This is a genomic window from Bacillus sp. SIMBA_026 (assembly GCF_046535335.1).
GTDB lineage: Bacteria > Bacillota > Bacilli > Bacillales > Bacillaceae > Bacillus > Bacillus velezensis.
Genome location: NZ_JAWRWX010000001.1, coordinates 452,834 through 467,558, shown reverse-complemented (window position 1 = coordinate 467,558; position 14,725 = coordinate 452,834). Strand labels below are relative to the sequence as shown.

Annotated in this window: 17 protein-coding genes, 1 pseudogene and 1 riboswitch; of the genes and pseudogenes, 3 read left to right on the top strand and 15 right to left on the bottom strand. The window is 45.6% G+C overall.

The features are described from left to right. The first annotated feature begins 35 nt into the window (after positions 1-35). Positions 36-161: a hypothetical protein gene (locus tag SB847_RS02600; RefSeq protein WP_257720512.1), complete on the top strand. Its 126-nt coding sequence runs from the start codon at positions 36-38 to the stop codon at positions 159-161. Positions 162-218: 57 nt separating this feature from the next. Here SB847_RS02600 and SB847_RS02595 read toward each other — a convergent pair whose 3' ends face one another. The 6 genes from SB847_RS02595 to SB847_RS02570 form a co-directional block, all read right to left on the bottom strand. Then, positions 219-1,313 (bottom strand): M24 family metallopeptidase, encoded by a 1,095-nt coding sequence (locus tag SB847_RS02595; RefSeq protein WP_310526627.1) that lies wholly within the window; start codon positions 1,311-1,313, stop codon positions 219-221. A 113-nt stretch (positions 1,314-1,426) separates the two neighbouring features. Continuing rightward, positions 1,427-3,340, bottom strand: coding sequence for a heavy metal translocating P-type ATPase (locus SB847_RS02590; protein ID WP_410562556.1), 1,914 nt, complete (start codon positions 3,338-3,340; stop codon positions 1,427-1,429). 242 nt (positions 3,341-3,582) lie between these two features. Beyond that, complete coding sequence (gene stoA, locus SB847_RS02585) at positions 3,583-4,077, bottom strand: endospore biogenesis thiol-disulfide oxidoreductase StoA (protein ID WP_317986214.1); 495 nt, start codon at positions 4,075-4,077, stop codon at positions 3,583-3,585. A gap of 62 nt (positions 4,078-4,139) precedes the next feature. Further along, a complete protein-coding gene (locus SB847_RS02580) occupies positions 4,140-5,480 on the bottom strand; it encodes a polysaccharide biosynthesis protein (RefSeq protein WP_410562558.1) in 1,341 nt (446 codons plus the stop codon). A gap of 115 nt (positions 5,481-5,595) precedes the next feature. Then, a complete protein-coding gene (locus tag SB847_RS02575) occupies positions 5,596-6,219 on the bottom strand; it encodes a cell wall hydrolase (protein ID WP_007611030.1) in 624 nt (207 codons plus the stop codon). Between the two features lie 274 nt (positions 6,220-6,493). After that, entirely contained in the window at positions 6,494-6,688 is a 195-nt protein-coding gene (locus SB847_RS02570; protein WP_029325879.1) for a hypothetical protein, read from the bottom strand. A gap of 163 nt (positions 6,689-6,851) precedes the next feature. Between SB847_RS02570 and SB847_RS02565 the strand changes: the two genes are divergently transcribed. Then, the gene (locus SB847_RS02565) at positions 6,852-7,037 is read left to right on the top strand and encodes a YkvS family protein (protein WP_003154669.1); all 186 of its coding nucleotides are present in this window, start codon (positions 6,852-6,854) and stop codon (positions 7,035-7,037) included. A gap of 73 nt (positions 7,038-7,110) precedes the next feature. On the opposite strand, the gene SB847_RS02560 is transcribed toward SB847_RS02565, so the two are convergent. The 3 genes and pseudogenes from SB847_RS02560 to SB847_RS02550 form a co-directional block, all read right to left on the bottom strand. Next, positions 7,111-7,386 (bottom strand): DUF3219 family protein, encoded by a 276-nt coding sequence (locus SB847_RS02560; protein ID WP_032874712.1) that lies wholly within the window; start codon positions 7,384-7,386, stop codon positions 7,111-7,113. Positions 7,387-7,735: 349 nt separating this feature from the next. Beyond that, positions 7,736-7,947 (bottom strand): annotated as a pseudogene (locus SB847_RS02555) (tunnelling fold family protein); the annotation flags it as partial. Between the two features lie 136 nt (positions 7,948-8,083). Further along, entirely contained in the window at positions 8,084-8,830 is a 747-nt protein-coding gene (locus SB847_RS02550) for an SDR family NAD(P)-dependent oxidoreductase (protein ID WP_410562564.1), read from the bottom strand. A gap of 168 nt (positions 8,831-8,998) precedes the next feature. Here SB847_RS02550 and SB847_RS02545 point away from each other — a divergent pair, with 168 nt between their 5' ends. Beyond that, positions 8,999-9,340, top strand: coding sequence for a winged helix-turn-helix transcriptional regulator (locus tag SB847_RS02545; protein WP_007611023.1), 342 nt, complete (start codon positions 8,999-9,001; stop codon positions 9,338-9,340). A gap of 446 nt (positions 9,341-9,786) precedes the next feature. Here the strand turns inward: SB847_RS02545 and queF are convergent, their stop codons facing one another. The 6 genes from queF to SB847_RS02515 all read right to left on the bottom strand — a co-directional run bounded on the left by queF (position 9,787) and on the right by SB847_RS02515 (position 14,629). Continuing rightward, a complete protein-coding gene (queF, locus tag SB847_RS02540) occupies positions 9,787-10,281 on the bottom strand; it encodes a preQ(1) synthase (RefSeq protein ID WP_003154673.1) in 495 nt (164 codons plus the stop codon). A gap of 17 nt (positions 10,282-10,298) precedes the next feature. Further along, complete coding sequence (queE, locus tag SB847_RS02535) at positions 10,299-11,030, bottom strand: 7-carboxy-7-deazaguanine synthase QueE (protein ID WP_410562568.1); 732 nt, start codon at positions 11,028-11,030, stop codon at positions 10,299-10,301. Continuing rightward, on the bottom strand, positions 11,023-11,463 hold the full coding sequence (gene queD, locus SB847_RS02530; protein ID WP_007611020.1) for a 6-carboxytetrahydropterin synthase QueD: 441 nt from the start codon (positions 11,461-11,463) through the stop codon (positions 11,023-11,025). Before queD ends, queE begins: the two co-directional genes overlap by 8 nt. Next, entirely contained in the window at positions 11,464-12,123 is a 660-nt protein-coding gene (gene queC / locus SB847_RS02525) for a 7-cyano-7-deazaguanine synthase QueC (protein ID WP_003154679.1), read from the bottom strand. It abuts the gene before it with no gap. A 96-nt stretch (positions 12,124-12,219) separates the two neighbouring features. Further along, positions 12,220-12,264: riboswitch (PreQ1 riboswitch) on the bottom strand. 108 nt (positions 12,265-12,372) lie between these two features. Beyond that, positions 12,373-13,494, bottom strand: a complete 1,122-nt coding sequence (locus tag SB847_RS02520; RefSeq protein ID WP_410562572.1) for a hypothetical protein — start codon at positions 13,492-13,494, stop codon at positions 12,373-12,375. 97 nt (positions 13,495-13,591) lie between these two features. Further along, positions 13,592-14,629: a YkvI family membrane protein gene (locus tag SB847_RS02515; protein ID WP_410562574.1), complete on the bottom strand. Its 1,038-nt coding sequence runs from the start codon at positions 14,627-14,629 to the stop codon at positions 13,592-13,594. Positions 14,630-14,725 lie beyond the last annotated feature (96 nt).

The window sequence follows — 14,725 nt, the reverse complement described above, 5'->3', positions numbered from 1 at the left end:
ATACATCCTATTCGTTTGAAAGGAGAAGAACAGCGATGGGGATTCTTTGCTTAATCGGTTTGTGTCTGGCCATACTCGGCGGCAGTTACCTTGCCCTGCGGCCCCTGAATGAAAAGCATGAAATCAAACCATTTCAGCATTTTGATGATTTTTTCATTTAAAAGGTGATAAAAAAGGACGCTGCGTTCCAGAAACGTCCTTTTTTATCACAAAGCTTTCTATTTCAGGATCGTTAATTCTTTCGGATACTGCGTTAATGCTTCGGCGCCGTCTTTTGTGACGAACACATCGTCTTCAATACGCACGCCGCCGACATCCGGCACGTAAATCCCCGGTTCTATCGTGTAGACCATGCCTTCTTTGAGGAGTGTGTCGTTCGCGCTGCTCATTGATGGATATTCGTGAACCGAAATCCCGAGTCCGTGGCCGAGGCGGTGCGGGAAATAGTCTCCGTATCCGGCTTTTTCAATAATGCCGCGGGCTTTTAAATCAAGATCGCCGATTCTGACACCTGGCTTGCTTAATTGAAGCGCCGCCTGTTCAGCTTTAAGCACCGTTTCGTAAATCTTTTCCTGTTTCGGGCTGATTGATTGGTATGCGAATGTTCTCGTAATGTCTGAACAGTAGCCGTCAAGAATAACGCCCAGATCAAACAGAACGAAATCGCCTTTTTTCAACCGGTCTGCACCCGGATTCCCATGGGGCTGGCCTGATTTTTCCCCGAACAGCACCATCGTTGAAAATGACATGCCCTGCACACCTTTTTTCTTCAGCTCAAACTCAATCTGCGCGAGTACTTCGGTTTCACTCACACCCTCTTTAAGCGCCGCGACACCGACTTCAACTCCGTAATCCGCGAGTTTTGCCGCTTCCCTGAGAATGCTGATTTCCTTCTCATCTTTTACGAGACGGAATTGGTTGAGCGTTTCTTCTGCCGAAACAAAGGCCGCGCCCCCTGAAGCTTGTTTAAGCTGTTCTGAACGGGAAAGAGAGATCGAATCCTTTTCAACCGCGATGGAATCAAGCCGCACATTTCGTTTTGTGAGCTCGGCTTTGATCAGCTCCCACGGATCTTCGTGATCGCCGTAGCCGATAATACCATGCTCCCACCCGGCGCTTCGGGCTTGTCCGGCTTCCATTCCCGGACAAACGAAAAACGGCTCCTGTTCCTGAAACAGGAACAATCCCATTAACCGCTCATGCGGATCCGTGTAAAAATCAGTTAAATAAAATACGTTTTCCTTTGTATGTATAAATGCCGCATCATGTCCTTCTTTTTTCAGCCAAGATGAAACACGTTCTAATCTGTTCATTTTTTGCTTTTCCTCCTTACCAAAGTGACTCTTTATTCATTCTATCAGTTTTCCGGCGTTTATGCTGTGAACGAACATTAAAAAAACAGCCGCCCGATGTGCGGCTGTCATGTTTATTTTAATAATCTCAGTCCGTTCAGTATGACCAGAATCGTGCTCCCCTCATGCCCGATCACGCCAAACGGCAGTTCCATCACCTGCAGAAAGTTAGCGCAGATCAAAAGGCAGATGACCGAGAGCGAGAAAACAATATTCTGCTTAATAATCCGGTTCATTTTCCTTGAGAGTCTGCACATTTTCACAAGCTTGTGAAGATCATTTTTCATAAGGACTAAGTCAGCCGTTTCAAGGGCCACGTCCGTTCCCCCGCCCATCGCAATACCGACGTCAGCGGTTTTCAGAGCGGGCGCGTCATTAATGCCGTCCCCCACCATGGCGATTGTGCCGTACGTTTCTTTCAGCTTCTTCACTTCTTTTGCCTTTTGGTCCGGCAGACAATCGGCAACAACCGTCGTCATTCCCGCCTCTTTTGCAATGGCAGCCGCAGTTTCAGACTGATCGCCGGTGAGCATGGCTGTTTGAATGCCCAGTGATTCAAGCTCAGCCATCACGGCTTTGGCTTCAGGTCGGATTTGATCCTTTAAGGCAAAGCAGCCCGCAATCCGGTCATCTTTTTTAACAAAGACCAGTGTAAAACCTTTATCCTTTAATTCTTTTCCCGATGTCTGCAAAAAAGCATCTGCCGCATCTTCACCTGCAAACCCCGCTTTTCCGACCATCCATTTGACGCCTTCTATTTCAGCCTGAACACCGAATCCGGACGTCTCGTCAATCGATAGATGTCCTGCGGGCACGGCGCCCCGGCTTTCGGCAAATTCAGCTATCGCTTTTGCAAGCGGGTGGCTTGATTGCTTTTCCATCGCATACACCGCTTGGATGATCTCATCTTCATTCACATGTTCCGCAGCTTGAAACGCCGCGACTGCCGGCTGTCCCTTTGTGACCGTGCCGGTTTTGTCAAAAGCGATCATCCGGACGCTTCCCAGCTGCTCTAAAAACACACTTCCTTTAACCAATAATCCGTTGCGGGCCCCATTTGAGATAAGGGAAAGCGCAGCGGGCATAATAGAAGCGACAAGCGCGCACGGGGAGGCGACCACCATAAACACCATCGCCCTGTAAAAGGTTTCACTCCAGCTCCAGCCTAAAGCGAAATGAGGAATGAATAAAAGCAAAGCCACGGCTAACAGCACGCCTTTTACATAGACACTTTCGAATCGTTCAATAAATGCCTGAGCCGGTGACACGCTGTTTTGGGCTGATTCCACCAGCCGGATGATTTTTCTGAATAAAGACTGTTCATTTGTTTTCGTCACACGGACCGTTAAGGAGCCGTTTCCGTTTACCGTTCCTGTAAACACAGAATCTCCGGCTGTTTTTTCCGCCGGCATCGCTTCACCCGTAAGCGCCGATTCATCGAGGCTCGTCACGCCAGACTCAATGATCCCGTCTGCTGCTACGCGTTCGCCCGGCTTAATGACGATCATGTCACCGATCTTAAGTTCAGCAGCCGGCACCCGCTTTTCCCGTCCGTCCGCAAGCAGTGTCGCTTCCTCCGGTTCCAGTTTCATTAAAGAGGTTAAATCACGGCTGCTTTTATTCATCGTATATGTTTCGAGCGCGCCGCTTAACGAAAAAATAAAGATAAGAACAGCGCCTTCAGCCCAATAACCGATCAGGGCGGAGCCGACAGCCGCAAAAATCATCAGCAGTTCCACATTTAACGCCTTCGTCTCAATGGTATCCTCAATTCCCTCTTTCGCTTTTGCAAATCCCCCGATCAGGAAGGCTAGGATATACAAAGTGACGGACAGGCCTTTTGTTTCGGTAAAAAACCAGGCCGCAAGAATAAGGACGCCGGATACGAGCGCCGCAATGAGTTCTGCATGCTGGAGCCACTTTTTTCCGGCCCGCTCTTCTTGTATGTGCTGTTGTGAATGGGTTTGTGTCATCACTTGTTCATTCATTATGAATTCTCCTCTCTAATTGAGAACGCAAATCATCTTCAATTCCCCGATAAAAGCAAAACAGCCGCCTGACAGGCAGCATTTTCACAGTGTTATCGCAGTGTTTTCTTTATTATAGCATGCCGGCGGAAGATTTCAATTATAATTGTTTTAATTTCTTTTTGATAATAATTATCATTAGTGTTTCTTCAGCTGTTCATTATATGCAAAAAAGGTGCGGGAGGAATTCCTCCCGCACCTTTTTATTTCTCTGACCATTCTTTTAATTGTGAGGCGGTCATCGGACCGACGATCTTTTTTTCGATTTCTCCTTTTTCATTCAGCAGAAATGACGTGGGAATCGTCATGACATCGTATTCCTTCATAAGCTCGCCTTTCGTGTCAAGAACAATCGGGAAAGTGAGATGATGCTGACTGACAAAGTTTTGAACGGTATTTTTGTTTCGCTCGGCATTCATCAAATTTACCGTTACAAGGCTTACATCATCGGACTGATGCTGTTCAAAAAACGTTTGGAACTGCGGCAGTTCTTTTTTGCACGGCGGACACCACGATGTCCAAAAATGCAAAATCGTTTTCTGCCCTTTATTCGGAATCGATATCTCGTCTCCTTCAATCGTCTTCATCAGAAACACGGCAGGAACTGCCTGTTTTTCTGATGAGGCTTTTGCTTCAGGCATCCAGACGGCGGCAGCTATCAAAAGGACTGCACATACAATTAGGCGGTTTTTATGCATATGATCTTCCTTTCACGCGTTTCGGATAGCTTGCCCTTCCTTATTGAAATGTATCAGCCTTTTCAGCTTTCGATCCGGGGCGCTGTTCTTCCGCCGCCCGTCAAAAACACGGAGACACCGAGGTCTTTGCAGATCGTCGCGTAATGTAAACTTGTCAGAAGAATCATGCCGGTATTCATGCCGAGTATAATGCCGAGCATTTGCAATTCCGGCATAGAACCGAGCACATACATCATCGAAAGCCCTACAATGCTGCTCCATACGTTATGATAAAACGCCGTTTTCACGTGGCCGATACCGATCAGACAGGCCTGAAGCGGCATCACAAACAGATGAAAAAGAAAAAACGGCCACAAAAGCTGCAAATAATACTGCGCTTCCGGAGACTGAAAAAACAAATGGGTCAGCGGGCCCGCGAACTGAAACATGACCCAGACTGCCGGAATGCCGTAGCCGAATGTAATAAAAATCGCTTGTCTCAGCCGTTTCAGCACAATATCATATTGGGACAGCGCATACGCTTCTGAAATGCTGGGAATCATGACGACCATCAGCGAATGGGCGATAAATGCGGGAAACGAACCGATTGTCATTGCTACACCGGCAAGCATGCCGTATTGATCAATCGCGGCTGTCCCGGCTGCCCCGGACGCCAGCAGCGCTCCTTTCACTAAAAAGGGTTCAATGGCGTTCGTCACCGCATGAAATATACGAAGTCCCGTTGTCGGGATGGATACGGCCAGGAGGCGTTTCCGCACGTCTTTCCCGCGAAGATGAATGTGCTGATGGCCGGAAAGCGCCCTCCGCGCCAAAATAAACTGCGTATACAAGTAAACGAACACCACGACATCGCTTGCGACCAGCACAAATAACGAAATGAGCACGGCCATATCAATTTCAAAAGAGTACCATTGAAAAAAGATAAACAGACAAAGCACTTGAATGATTTTTTTCAAGACATGCGCAACCGCGATTTTTCCCATTTGCTGCACACCCATAAAATAACCTCTGGCGATGGATGTAAAAGCGACGACTGGAATCAGCCCGATGACAATCCCTTTAATAAACGGGTGGTACGTATCGAATACAGGAATGAACGGCAGCGTGATGCTTGCGGCCGCGGTTGAAAACGCGGTAAAAACGGCGGTCATTCTGAAGGCATGCCGGAGCATGCTTTCATGCAGCTTCTGATTGGATTCCGCGATGAATTTTGAAATGGAGATCGGAAGCTCCAGACTGGCGATGACGATAATTAAAAAAATGGTGGGCAGAATGCTCATGTAAAGTCCCATCCCATGCTCGCCAAGCTCCCGCGCCAGTATCATATTCACGACAAATTCCAGACATTCCGCGAAAAAGGCGGCGATGGATAAAAGAATGATCCCTTTCACAAATCGATTCATGGTGTCTCTCCTTGTCTCTCGTTCTTCCATCATCATATGAGACAAGTTCTGAAAATATTTTCGATTTCTCAAAATTGAAAAAAGCATAGCCGGGATATTTTTAATCCCGCTATGCTTACATCGCAAATACGTGTCTGCCGATCCGTTCGATAATTTTTCGGGAACGAATCCAGTGGTCAGATGCCGTTTTCGGATTGTAGAAAAACAACGCGTTCGTTTCTCTGCCCGGATGGTCAAGCGCCTCATTTGCGGCGGCGATGGAATCCTTATCCGGCTTTTGATTAATACTTCCGTTTGCTACCGGTTCAAATGCATTCCTTTGATAGATCACACCCCGAATGGTATCCGGGAAGCCGTTTTTTTCAGTGCGGTTCAGCACTACGCTGGCTACCGCAACCTTCCCTTTATAAGACTCACCTTTCGCTTCTGCGTGAACGAGACGCGACAGAAGTTGTCTGTCAGCGCGGGAATACGTTTTTTTCGGCGGCTGATAAGCCGTCTCCTCCGGTTTGGCTTCCTTCTCTTGGTGAGATGACAGCTTTATCGGTTGGATAGAATGCTTATGATCCGTTTTTGAAAGCTTCGGAACCGAGCTTTTTTTATTTAAATCAGCAACCAGTGTGCTGGGTTCTTGCTTTGGCTTCTTCGCAAAAGTAAACAGAGCTTCTGTATGTTCAATTTTTGATGCAGGCATAAAACATAGAAAAAAGACAGCCAAGGCAGCAAATTTTGTCGTCATACGATTTCCTCCTTAAATACTTCACTACCTTAACAAGAGCTGTGCGCAAATTCACGGTTAAAGATTTTCCAGTGCTCCCAATCAGCTTTTATGATGGAAGAAGTTCGTTAACAGCCTTGTTATTGGCAGGAAAACAGCCATTATTTTCACAACATTAACCAAATAGCAGTAAAAGTATCCATCGGAGGGATTTTACATTTTGTTTACATCTGTTACAGCCAGATGAAATGAGAAACTAAAAAACAAAAAAAGACTCCTCAAGTGCGAGGAGCCGTCAGCTTCTTGGCTGTTCTAAATACTGGAATATAACATCCCCGCCCTGCTGGGCAATACCGCGGAAATGCTTAAAATCTTCCTGCTTCGACAAAACCGCTCGAAATGCAAGAAAATGTTCTTTCTGCACCCTGAATTCTTTGATTTCACCGGTGCGCATTTGGTTGATAGATTCTGAAATTTCCTCAGGCAGCAACGAACACAGCCTCCTTTTCTCGGCTTTTTCCCGAAAATCAATATACCATCTTTCCCCCGCCGGGACAATGATTGAGCGGGCTGATACCCATATCGCTTTACTTCTTAAAGAAAATACTGCAAAATATTTTCAAACAGGATTTATGATAAAGGAGAGGAAGCTCGTGAAAATTGCTAAGGTTGGAAACGTCATTGAATTTAAAAACGGATTAACCGGTATTGTTGAAAAAGTAAATGAAAATTCCGTCATCGTTGATGTAACCATCATGGATAATTATCGTGACCTTGAATTAGATTCCCTCACTGTCGTCAACCATAAGAATTATAAAATCATCAGAGACTCCTATTAAACCCCCTCGAACAATCCGAACCATTTACATATCCCGCACAAAAGCTGCCGCCCGGCAGCTTTTTCAAATGAACTCAGATCTCCGTCATTTCTACAAAAAAATCACCGGTCTGATCTTTATTGTAAAGATTTGTGACGGATGTATGGTAGTTGGTTATTTTACCGCGGAATTCAAGCCCTCGCTCGGGCGCCTTGATGTCAAATGTTTTTTCATACAAAAGGACAGCAATATCATGATACGTTTCAGAGGTCACCTTCAATACAAATGAAATCATGCGGCCGTTTTTGCCCGCACTTTCTTTACAATCATACATTTTCAGCCTTACACCGTTTAACTCTAACGGCTCCATAACGAACACTCCTTCTTTTTACAGGACATGCTATCATGCTGACCATTCCTTTACAATTGATCCGCTCCGAATGAGAAAAAACAGCGCAGGCCTTTACAAACATACGTTCCCTATTTTATAATGAAACAGACGAGCTGCCATCCAGCACCCGTCACTTATTGAAGCGGCGAGTACACTCCCCCCGGGTTTACTCGTCTTTTTCTTTTCTCCAAATGATCTCTCTTTTCCTTATAGAAGTTCTGTGCAAATATCATGCACCTTTTTGGCTGCGCGGCACAGACGAAAAATACCCCCGCTTAAAAGGCGGGGGTATTTAGGTTATATTCCGAGACCGTACTCCGTCTGAAAATTAACGGTTGTCAATCGTCTCCGGATACATATCATGATTCATCATCCGATGTTCGGCCATTTTTTCATATTTTGTTCCCGGTCTGCCGTAGTTTGTATACGGGTCAATCGAGATTCCGCCTCTTGGTGTGAATTTGCCCCATACTTCAATGTAGCGGGGTCCATTAATTCGATCAAATCATTCATGATGATGTTCACGCAGTCCTCGTGGAAGAAAAGGCAGGTCAAAGTCTTGTCCCATAAGTACTTGCTCTAGACATTAATCATGAAGTCACACCAATTTCACACCTTACCAAACGATTGATTTTAACCTTTTTTGGGGACTATTTGTAATCTCTGCGCAGTGAAATTATACCTGTGCTAGCCCGCCATCTACGAACAATTCAACACCCGTCAAGTAACTGCTTTCGTCTGAAGCAAGGAAAGATACAGCGTTTGCTACTTCTTCAGGTGTCCCAACTTTTCCAGCTGGAACAGTATTTCTGGCATTTTCCATTGCTCCTTCAAGTGCATCACCAAAAAGCTCATCGTATGCAGGTGTAAGAATAGCTCCTGGACTAACCACATTTACACGGATTTCAGTACCTTTTAGGTCAAGAATCCAGTTGCGAACTAGTGCTCTTAATGCTGCTTTAGATGCTCCATATACACTAAACGCTGGGTTGCCAATTGATCCAGCAGTAGAGCCCGTTACAATAATAGAACCTGCTTTGTCCGGGAATAGTGATAACGCTTTTTGAACAGTAAAGATGGTTCCTTTAACGTTAATGTCGAACGTTCTATCAACCTGCTCTTCAGTAATTTCACCTAATGGAAGGAAGTTGCCGATGCCTGCATTAGCAAAAAGAATGTCCAACTTACCTTTTTCCTGCTTTATAATGTCATATAGTTTGTCTAAGTCTTCAAGCTTAGAAATATCACCTTGAACACCGGTTACATTCTTGCCAATTTGGTTAACAGCTTTATCAAGTTCGTTTTGTCTGCGTCCCGTGATATAAACATATGCACCTTCGTTTACAAATTTTTGTGCTGCAGCAAGACCAATCCCACTTGTTCCACCCGTTACAAGCGCTATTTTACCTTCAAATTTACCCATACTTAACACTCCTTTAGAATTAATTTTATTTTACGTCTAGTACCTTTAAGTACTTGAAGAACAACTTACAAGATATAGTATCCTTCAGTAAGCACATTATCGGAAGTACCCACTTTTTTGTGATATAGTAACTAAAAAGTAATAAATGTGGAATGGAGAGCTTTAGACATGAAAAAATTTAGCTGTGGGTTTGAAGTGACAAAGGAAGTCATTGGCGGAAAATGGAAAGGCCTTGTATTATACTTTTTAATGAATGGGCCAAAGAGAACGAGTGAATTAAAGCGCATTATCCCAAATATAACTCAGAAAATGCTGATTCAAACACTTAGAGAGCTTGAAGCCAGTGGACTTGTGAGCAGAAAGATGTATAATCAAGTACCGCCGAAGGTTGAATATTCATCCACTGAACTTGGAGAATCTCTTAAACCTATCTTGCAGGAGCTCTGTCAATGGGGAAGCCATTATGCGGAGCAAGAGTATGCAGAAGGTGAATATGAAATTGTACGTTAGGATTGATGTAGCTGCTGAAGTAAATGCTAAACAACTTCAATACCATCGCCTAACAGATGAAGAACAGTCAGAAATAAATGAGATATTCAATTTTGAAAGTGAAGTTCTAATAAGAAGTGTCAAAAAAGAGCTGTTTCAAATGTTAAAGAGAAGGTTCAGAAACTTAGCCAAAAAATAAATGAAGATATTGATAATCATATTTAATGCCTCTGATCTCTAGATAGGCATTTTTTCTTTCGGATAAAAAAGAAAAGACGTACAAATTGTACGCCTTAATCTGCTTCTGTACTATCATTTTTTCACTGCATAAAAGTCACAGTTCAGGTTGCACCTCAGGTCACACTTCGCTGTGACTCGGTCACAATTTCGCTGAAAATCAGCACTGAATGTTCGGATTTTACTGTGACTCCACTTCGTTTCACACTCCGTATCACACAACGGAATAATTACCGATTATCAATCGTCTCCGGGTACATATCATGATTCATCATCCGATGTTCGGCCATTTTTTCATATTTTGTTCCCGGTCTGCCGTAGTTTGTATACGGGTCAATCGAGATTCCGCCTCTTGGCGTGAATTTGCCCCATACTTCAATGTAGCGGGGGTCCATTAATTCGATCAAATCATTCATGATGATGTTCATGCAGTCCTCGTGGAAATCTCCGTGGTTGCGGAAGCTGAAAAGATACAGCTTCAGCGATTTGCTTTCCACCATTTTTTCGTCCGGAATATAGCTGATGTAGATGGTTGCGAAGTCCGGCTGTCCCGTTTTCGGGCAAAGCGACGTAAATTCCGGGCAGTTGAATTTAACGAAATAATCACGGTTCACGTGTTTATTCGGAAATGATTCCAAAACCTCCGGCGCATATTCAAATAAATAGTTTGTCCCTTGATTCCCCAGGAGCGTAACTCCTTCTAATTCTGATTCTTTTCTAGTCATTTAAATCTCCCTTTCTATTAAACTCCCCGTTTATTGCCCCAAAGCAGCGTATGCAGCTGTGGCAGGACTCTGACGAGATTCAGATCCGAATCGGCTGAAACCTTATCAACGAGTGTTTCGTATTTTCCGAGCAGATGTGCGATCAATGCCCGGTCGTCCGTCGTATGGACGTTATCGTTTCCGACCTGAAGATAAAACGGGATATTGGGATACCGCTTGTGCACTTTTTTCGCGAATTGCAGATCTTCATCATTAAAAATGACGACCTTTAAGCTGACCGCGTTAAGCCTTTCTGCCGCATCAAGCGAAGACACAATGTGATCGAGCTTTGCAAAATCGGTTGTCATCCCCGAACTTGGCGGCTTCGGTGAAATCGTCAGGTCGTTAATCATTGTGAACCACTCCTGATAGACCGTTCCCTGCGTTTCTAATGCGGCGCGCACCCCGTGCTCTTTCAGCAGCAGAATCAGCGCGTCAAGCTGCTTTAACAGCGCCGGGTTTCCTCCTGAGATGGTGACATGGGAAAAGGCGTCTCCGCCGATTTCTCTCAGCGCGCGGTAAATGTCTTCCGCCGTCATCCAGCGGATATCTTTTTTGGCTGAGCCGTCCCATGTAAAAGCGGAGTCGCACCAGCTGCAGGAGTAGTCGCAGCCCGCCGTGCGGACGAACATGGTTTTCTGGCCGATAACCATGCCCTCCCCTTGTATCGTCGGTCCGAAAATTTCTAATACCGGAATTCCTTTAGCCATTCCTATCACCTTTTTTCGGGCGGTATACGCAATAGCTTGTCGGGGTTTCCCTGACAAAAATCTGCACGCAGACCGGCTGATTCTCCAGTGTTTCAAGGTAGGACTGCACCTTATCGTAAATCGTTTTGGCCACGACCTCGGTCGTCGGCAGTGAATATCTGTCATCTTCAGAAAATTCGTCATGGTCATTCAGCAATGTATGATCGTAAGCGCCGTGCACCAATTTCTTCAGCACGCTGAAATTCACGAGAAAGCCTGAATCGTCCAGTTCATCCCCCGCAACTGTAATATTTACTGTATACGTGTGCCCGTGGACTCTGCTGCACGCTCCGGCGCTTTCGCGGGGAATAAAGTGCGCGGCTGAAATGTGCATATCCTTATTCAACTCAAACGAATAAGGATGCTGAACCTGCGGGTAAATTTGAGAAAGCAATTAGTTCCGCTCTCCTTTCATTTTCATATATTCATCATATCCTTTATTGCGGAGCAGACATGCCGGGCATTCGCCGCACCCGTCCGCAATGATGCCGTTATAGCAAGTCAGTGTGTTATTCTTTACAAAATCAAGCGCGCCGAGCTCATCCGCAAGTTTCCACGTTTCTGCTTTGTTCAGCCACATAAGCGGCGTATGAATGACGAACGGCTTTTCCATCGCCAGGTTGACGGTGACGTTGCAGGATTTGACAAACTCGTCACGGCAGTCCGGGTAGCCGCTGAAATCAGTCTCGCAAACACCGGTGATAATGTGGCGCGCGCCGATTTGATATGCAAGAATCGATGCAAAGGATAAAAATACAAGGTTGCGTCCCGGTACAAAGGTTGTCGGCAGTTCCCCGTCCTTCGCTTCAATTTCGATATCATCTCTTGTCAGCGCATTCGGCGCGAGCTGGTTTAAAAGAGACATATCAAGCAAGTGATTTTTGACACCGAGCTTTTCAGCAATTGATTTTGCCACATCGATTTCTTCTTGGTGACGCTGATTATAATGGAATGTAACGGTTTCCACTTCTTCAAAGTTTTGCAAAGCCCATAATAAACAAGTCGTGCTGTCTTGGCCTCCGCTGAACACCACAACTGCTTTTTCTTTTTTCATGTCTTTCTCTCCCTTATCTATCATTCCATAAAAAAAGCGCCTTTTTCGGAGAAGGCGCCCTAAAAAACATAAAAAAACCGTATCCAAGGATACAGCTCGTCCTTAGTTTTTTATAGAGGGTGTAGCTAGAACCTCTCCCGCATCAATACGGATTTTCTTCTTTTTTCACTTTTGCTATCATACCATAATGTTGTTTCCCGTGACAATAAAAAAACAGCCTGAACCCTGTGTCAGGCTGCAAAAGCGGGTTTAAGCCCCGCGTTTTTTCCCCGGAAATACCATCAGCGCAATCCCGATCAGAACAAATAAAGCAGGCCAGAAAACAGAAACCGGAATGATCGGCTGATTCGTCATCATAAAGCAAAGTGCCGTCAAGGTCAGCACCGCAACCGGGATGAGCAGCGCCTTCTCTTTCCCGCCGAACAGCCACAGCTCAAATAAACCGAATGCCGTTGCAAGCAGATAAACAGGCCATGTCACACCGGAGTAGGACCAATTGGTTGCCGTTTCAAAGACAAACAAGATCCCCGTAATCAATAAGATGCCGCCCGGTACGAGAAGCCCCGCGTTTTTGACAGGTTTCGGGCCGAAAATCGGAATGTGAAAAGCGGCGCCCAGCAAAAGAATGAGAGCGGGCCAGCCGCGTTCGCTGATGACTTCATTTGCATTGGTGAATATGGCGAAAATGCCCGCGGCGCACAGAACCGCAGCAGCAGTCAAAAGCCCTCTTTGCCTTCTGCCGAACAGCCAGGCTTCAAACAGGCCGAACGCAACGGCAAAGAGGTAGACAGGCGATGTCACATTTGCGTATGTCCAATCCGTCAGCGTTTCAAACCATAACAACCCGCCCGTCACAAGCAAAATGCCGCCCGGAATAAGAAGGCCCGATCTTTTTTTCGGTTGCGTAAAGGCAGCGGCGTGAAACAAAAGCGCGGCTGCGATGATCAAAAGCGGCCACAGCCCCGGCATCAGCATACCGGCAAAGCATAGTGCTCCCACGGCAGTCAGGATGAAAGCAGGAATCAAGACACCTAACTTCCTCCCGCCGAAATACCACAGCTCAAACAGACCGAGAGCAGGCGCCCATATATAAACAGGCCACGTCACGCCTGAATACGTCCATCCTGTTGCCGTTTCAAAACAAAACAGGCAGCCCAGCACAAGAAACATACCGCCCGGAACGAGCAGTCCCGCCTGGTCAGGCGTTTTTTTCGCAAAAATAAATCCGGCGTGAAACCCTGCGGACATTATAATGAAAAGAAACGGCCACGCCGAACCTGCGGATATATGTATAACTCCCGCCTTCTGTAAAAAAAACGCAATGCCGATACAAATAAAAATAAATCCCAATAATACACGTCGAGCTTTCATCTCTTACTCCTCCCCATCATTTCCCAATTCATTATACAGAAATGCCAGGAAAAAAGAAGGGGAATTCCCAAAAAATACAGACATTTTCCTTATATCCTTATTTTTCTTTCGGGATTTTTTTGCAAATCAATGCGCCGATGAAAGCGAGGCTCACATATCCAAACACCGGATAAACGGTGGAAATCAGCTGTCCGTAGCCGATTTGGCTGATAATGAAAGCAAACGCCAAAATGCCGCCGTAAATATATGTACTTCTTATATGAAGAAAACTGTTTAATTGTTTTTCCAATCCGTATAAATTGCCGATGACCGACGTAAACACTTCCCCGAAAATAATAAACAAATAAATGATATGAAGCGAACGCGAATACGAATAGACAACTTGAGCCATCGGAATGTCAAACTCCAGCACATCCGGCAGCACCGATAATGATAAAAAGCTCGCGGCAAGCACCAGTGTCAACAGAATGCCGCCTATATAAGCCCCCCTTCTGATCACCTTCTCTGAAGACATTTCATTCGCAAGCGGCACAAGGACGGCTTGGGCGAGCGATAAATTTAACGCGCCGTAAGAGACGGCGGACAAAAGCCAATTCCACTTGTCAGGCCATACCCATTCGTCCGCGTTTCTCGTGCTTGTAAATACAAATGAATCAGCTGTCACGATAAAAGAGAAAGAAATTAAAAGCGGCACAACCAATATATTGACGCCGAACACACCTTTAACGCCGCTTGTCATGACGGCAAAGCTCAGTACGATCGTCAGAAGGATCCCGGCTTGTGCGGGCCAGCCAAGCTGTTCATGAAACAGCGCTCCCGCTCCGGACAGCATGACAGAGGTCACTCCCAGCAATATAAACATCATAAACATGTTTACGGCGCGGCCGATGGACTGGCCGAATAAATATGTGTTCAATTCCTGATAAGATGCTGCGTGAATCCGTTTGGAAATGATCATGATTTTGGCGCCTAAATATGTAAACATCAGACCGCTTACCACGATACCGAACAGACCGATCCAGCCAAACTTCAGAAAAAACTCAACGATTTCCCTTCCCGTGGCAAAACCGGCTCCTACAACCGTGCCTACGTATACAAATGCAAGCTGACTTGCAGAACCTTTTGTTTGTCCCATTTCACCCTCCGGCTAAGCGCAGATTTGTCCAGGCCTTTATATATGCTTATGAGACAAGTCGCCCGAAAAGACGAACAAATCGTACTTCCCTGGAGA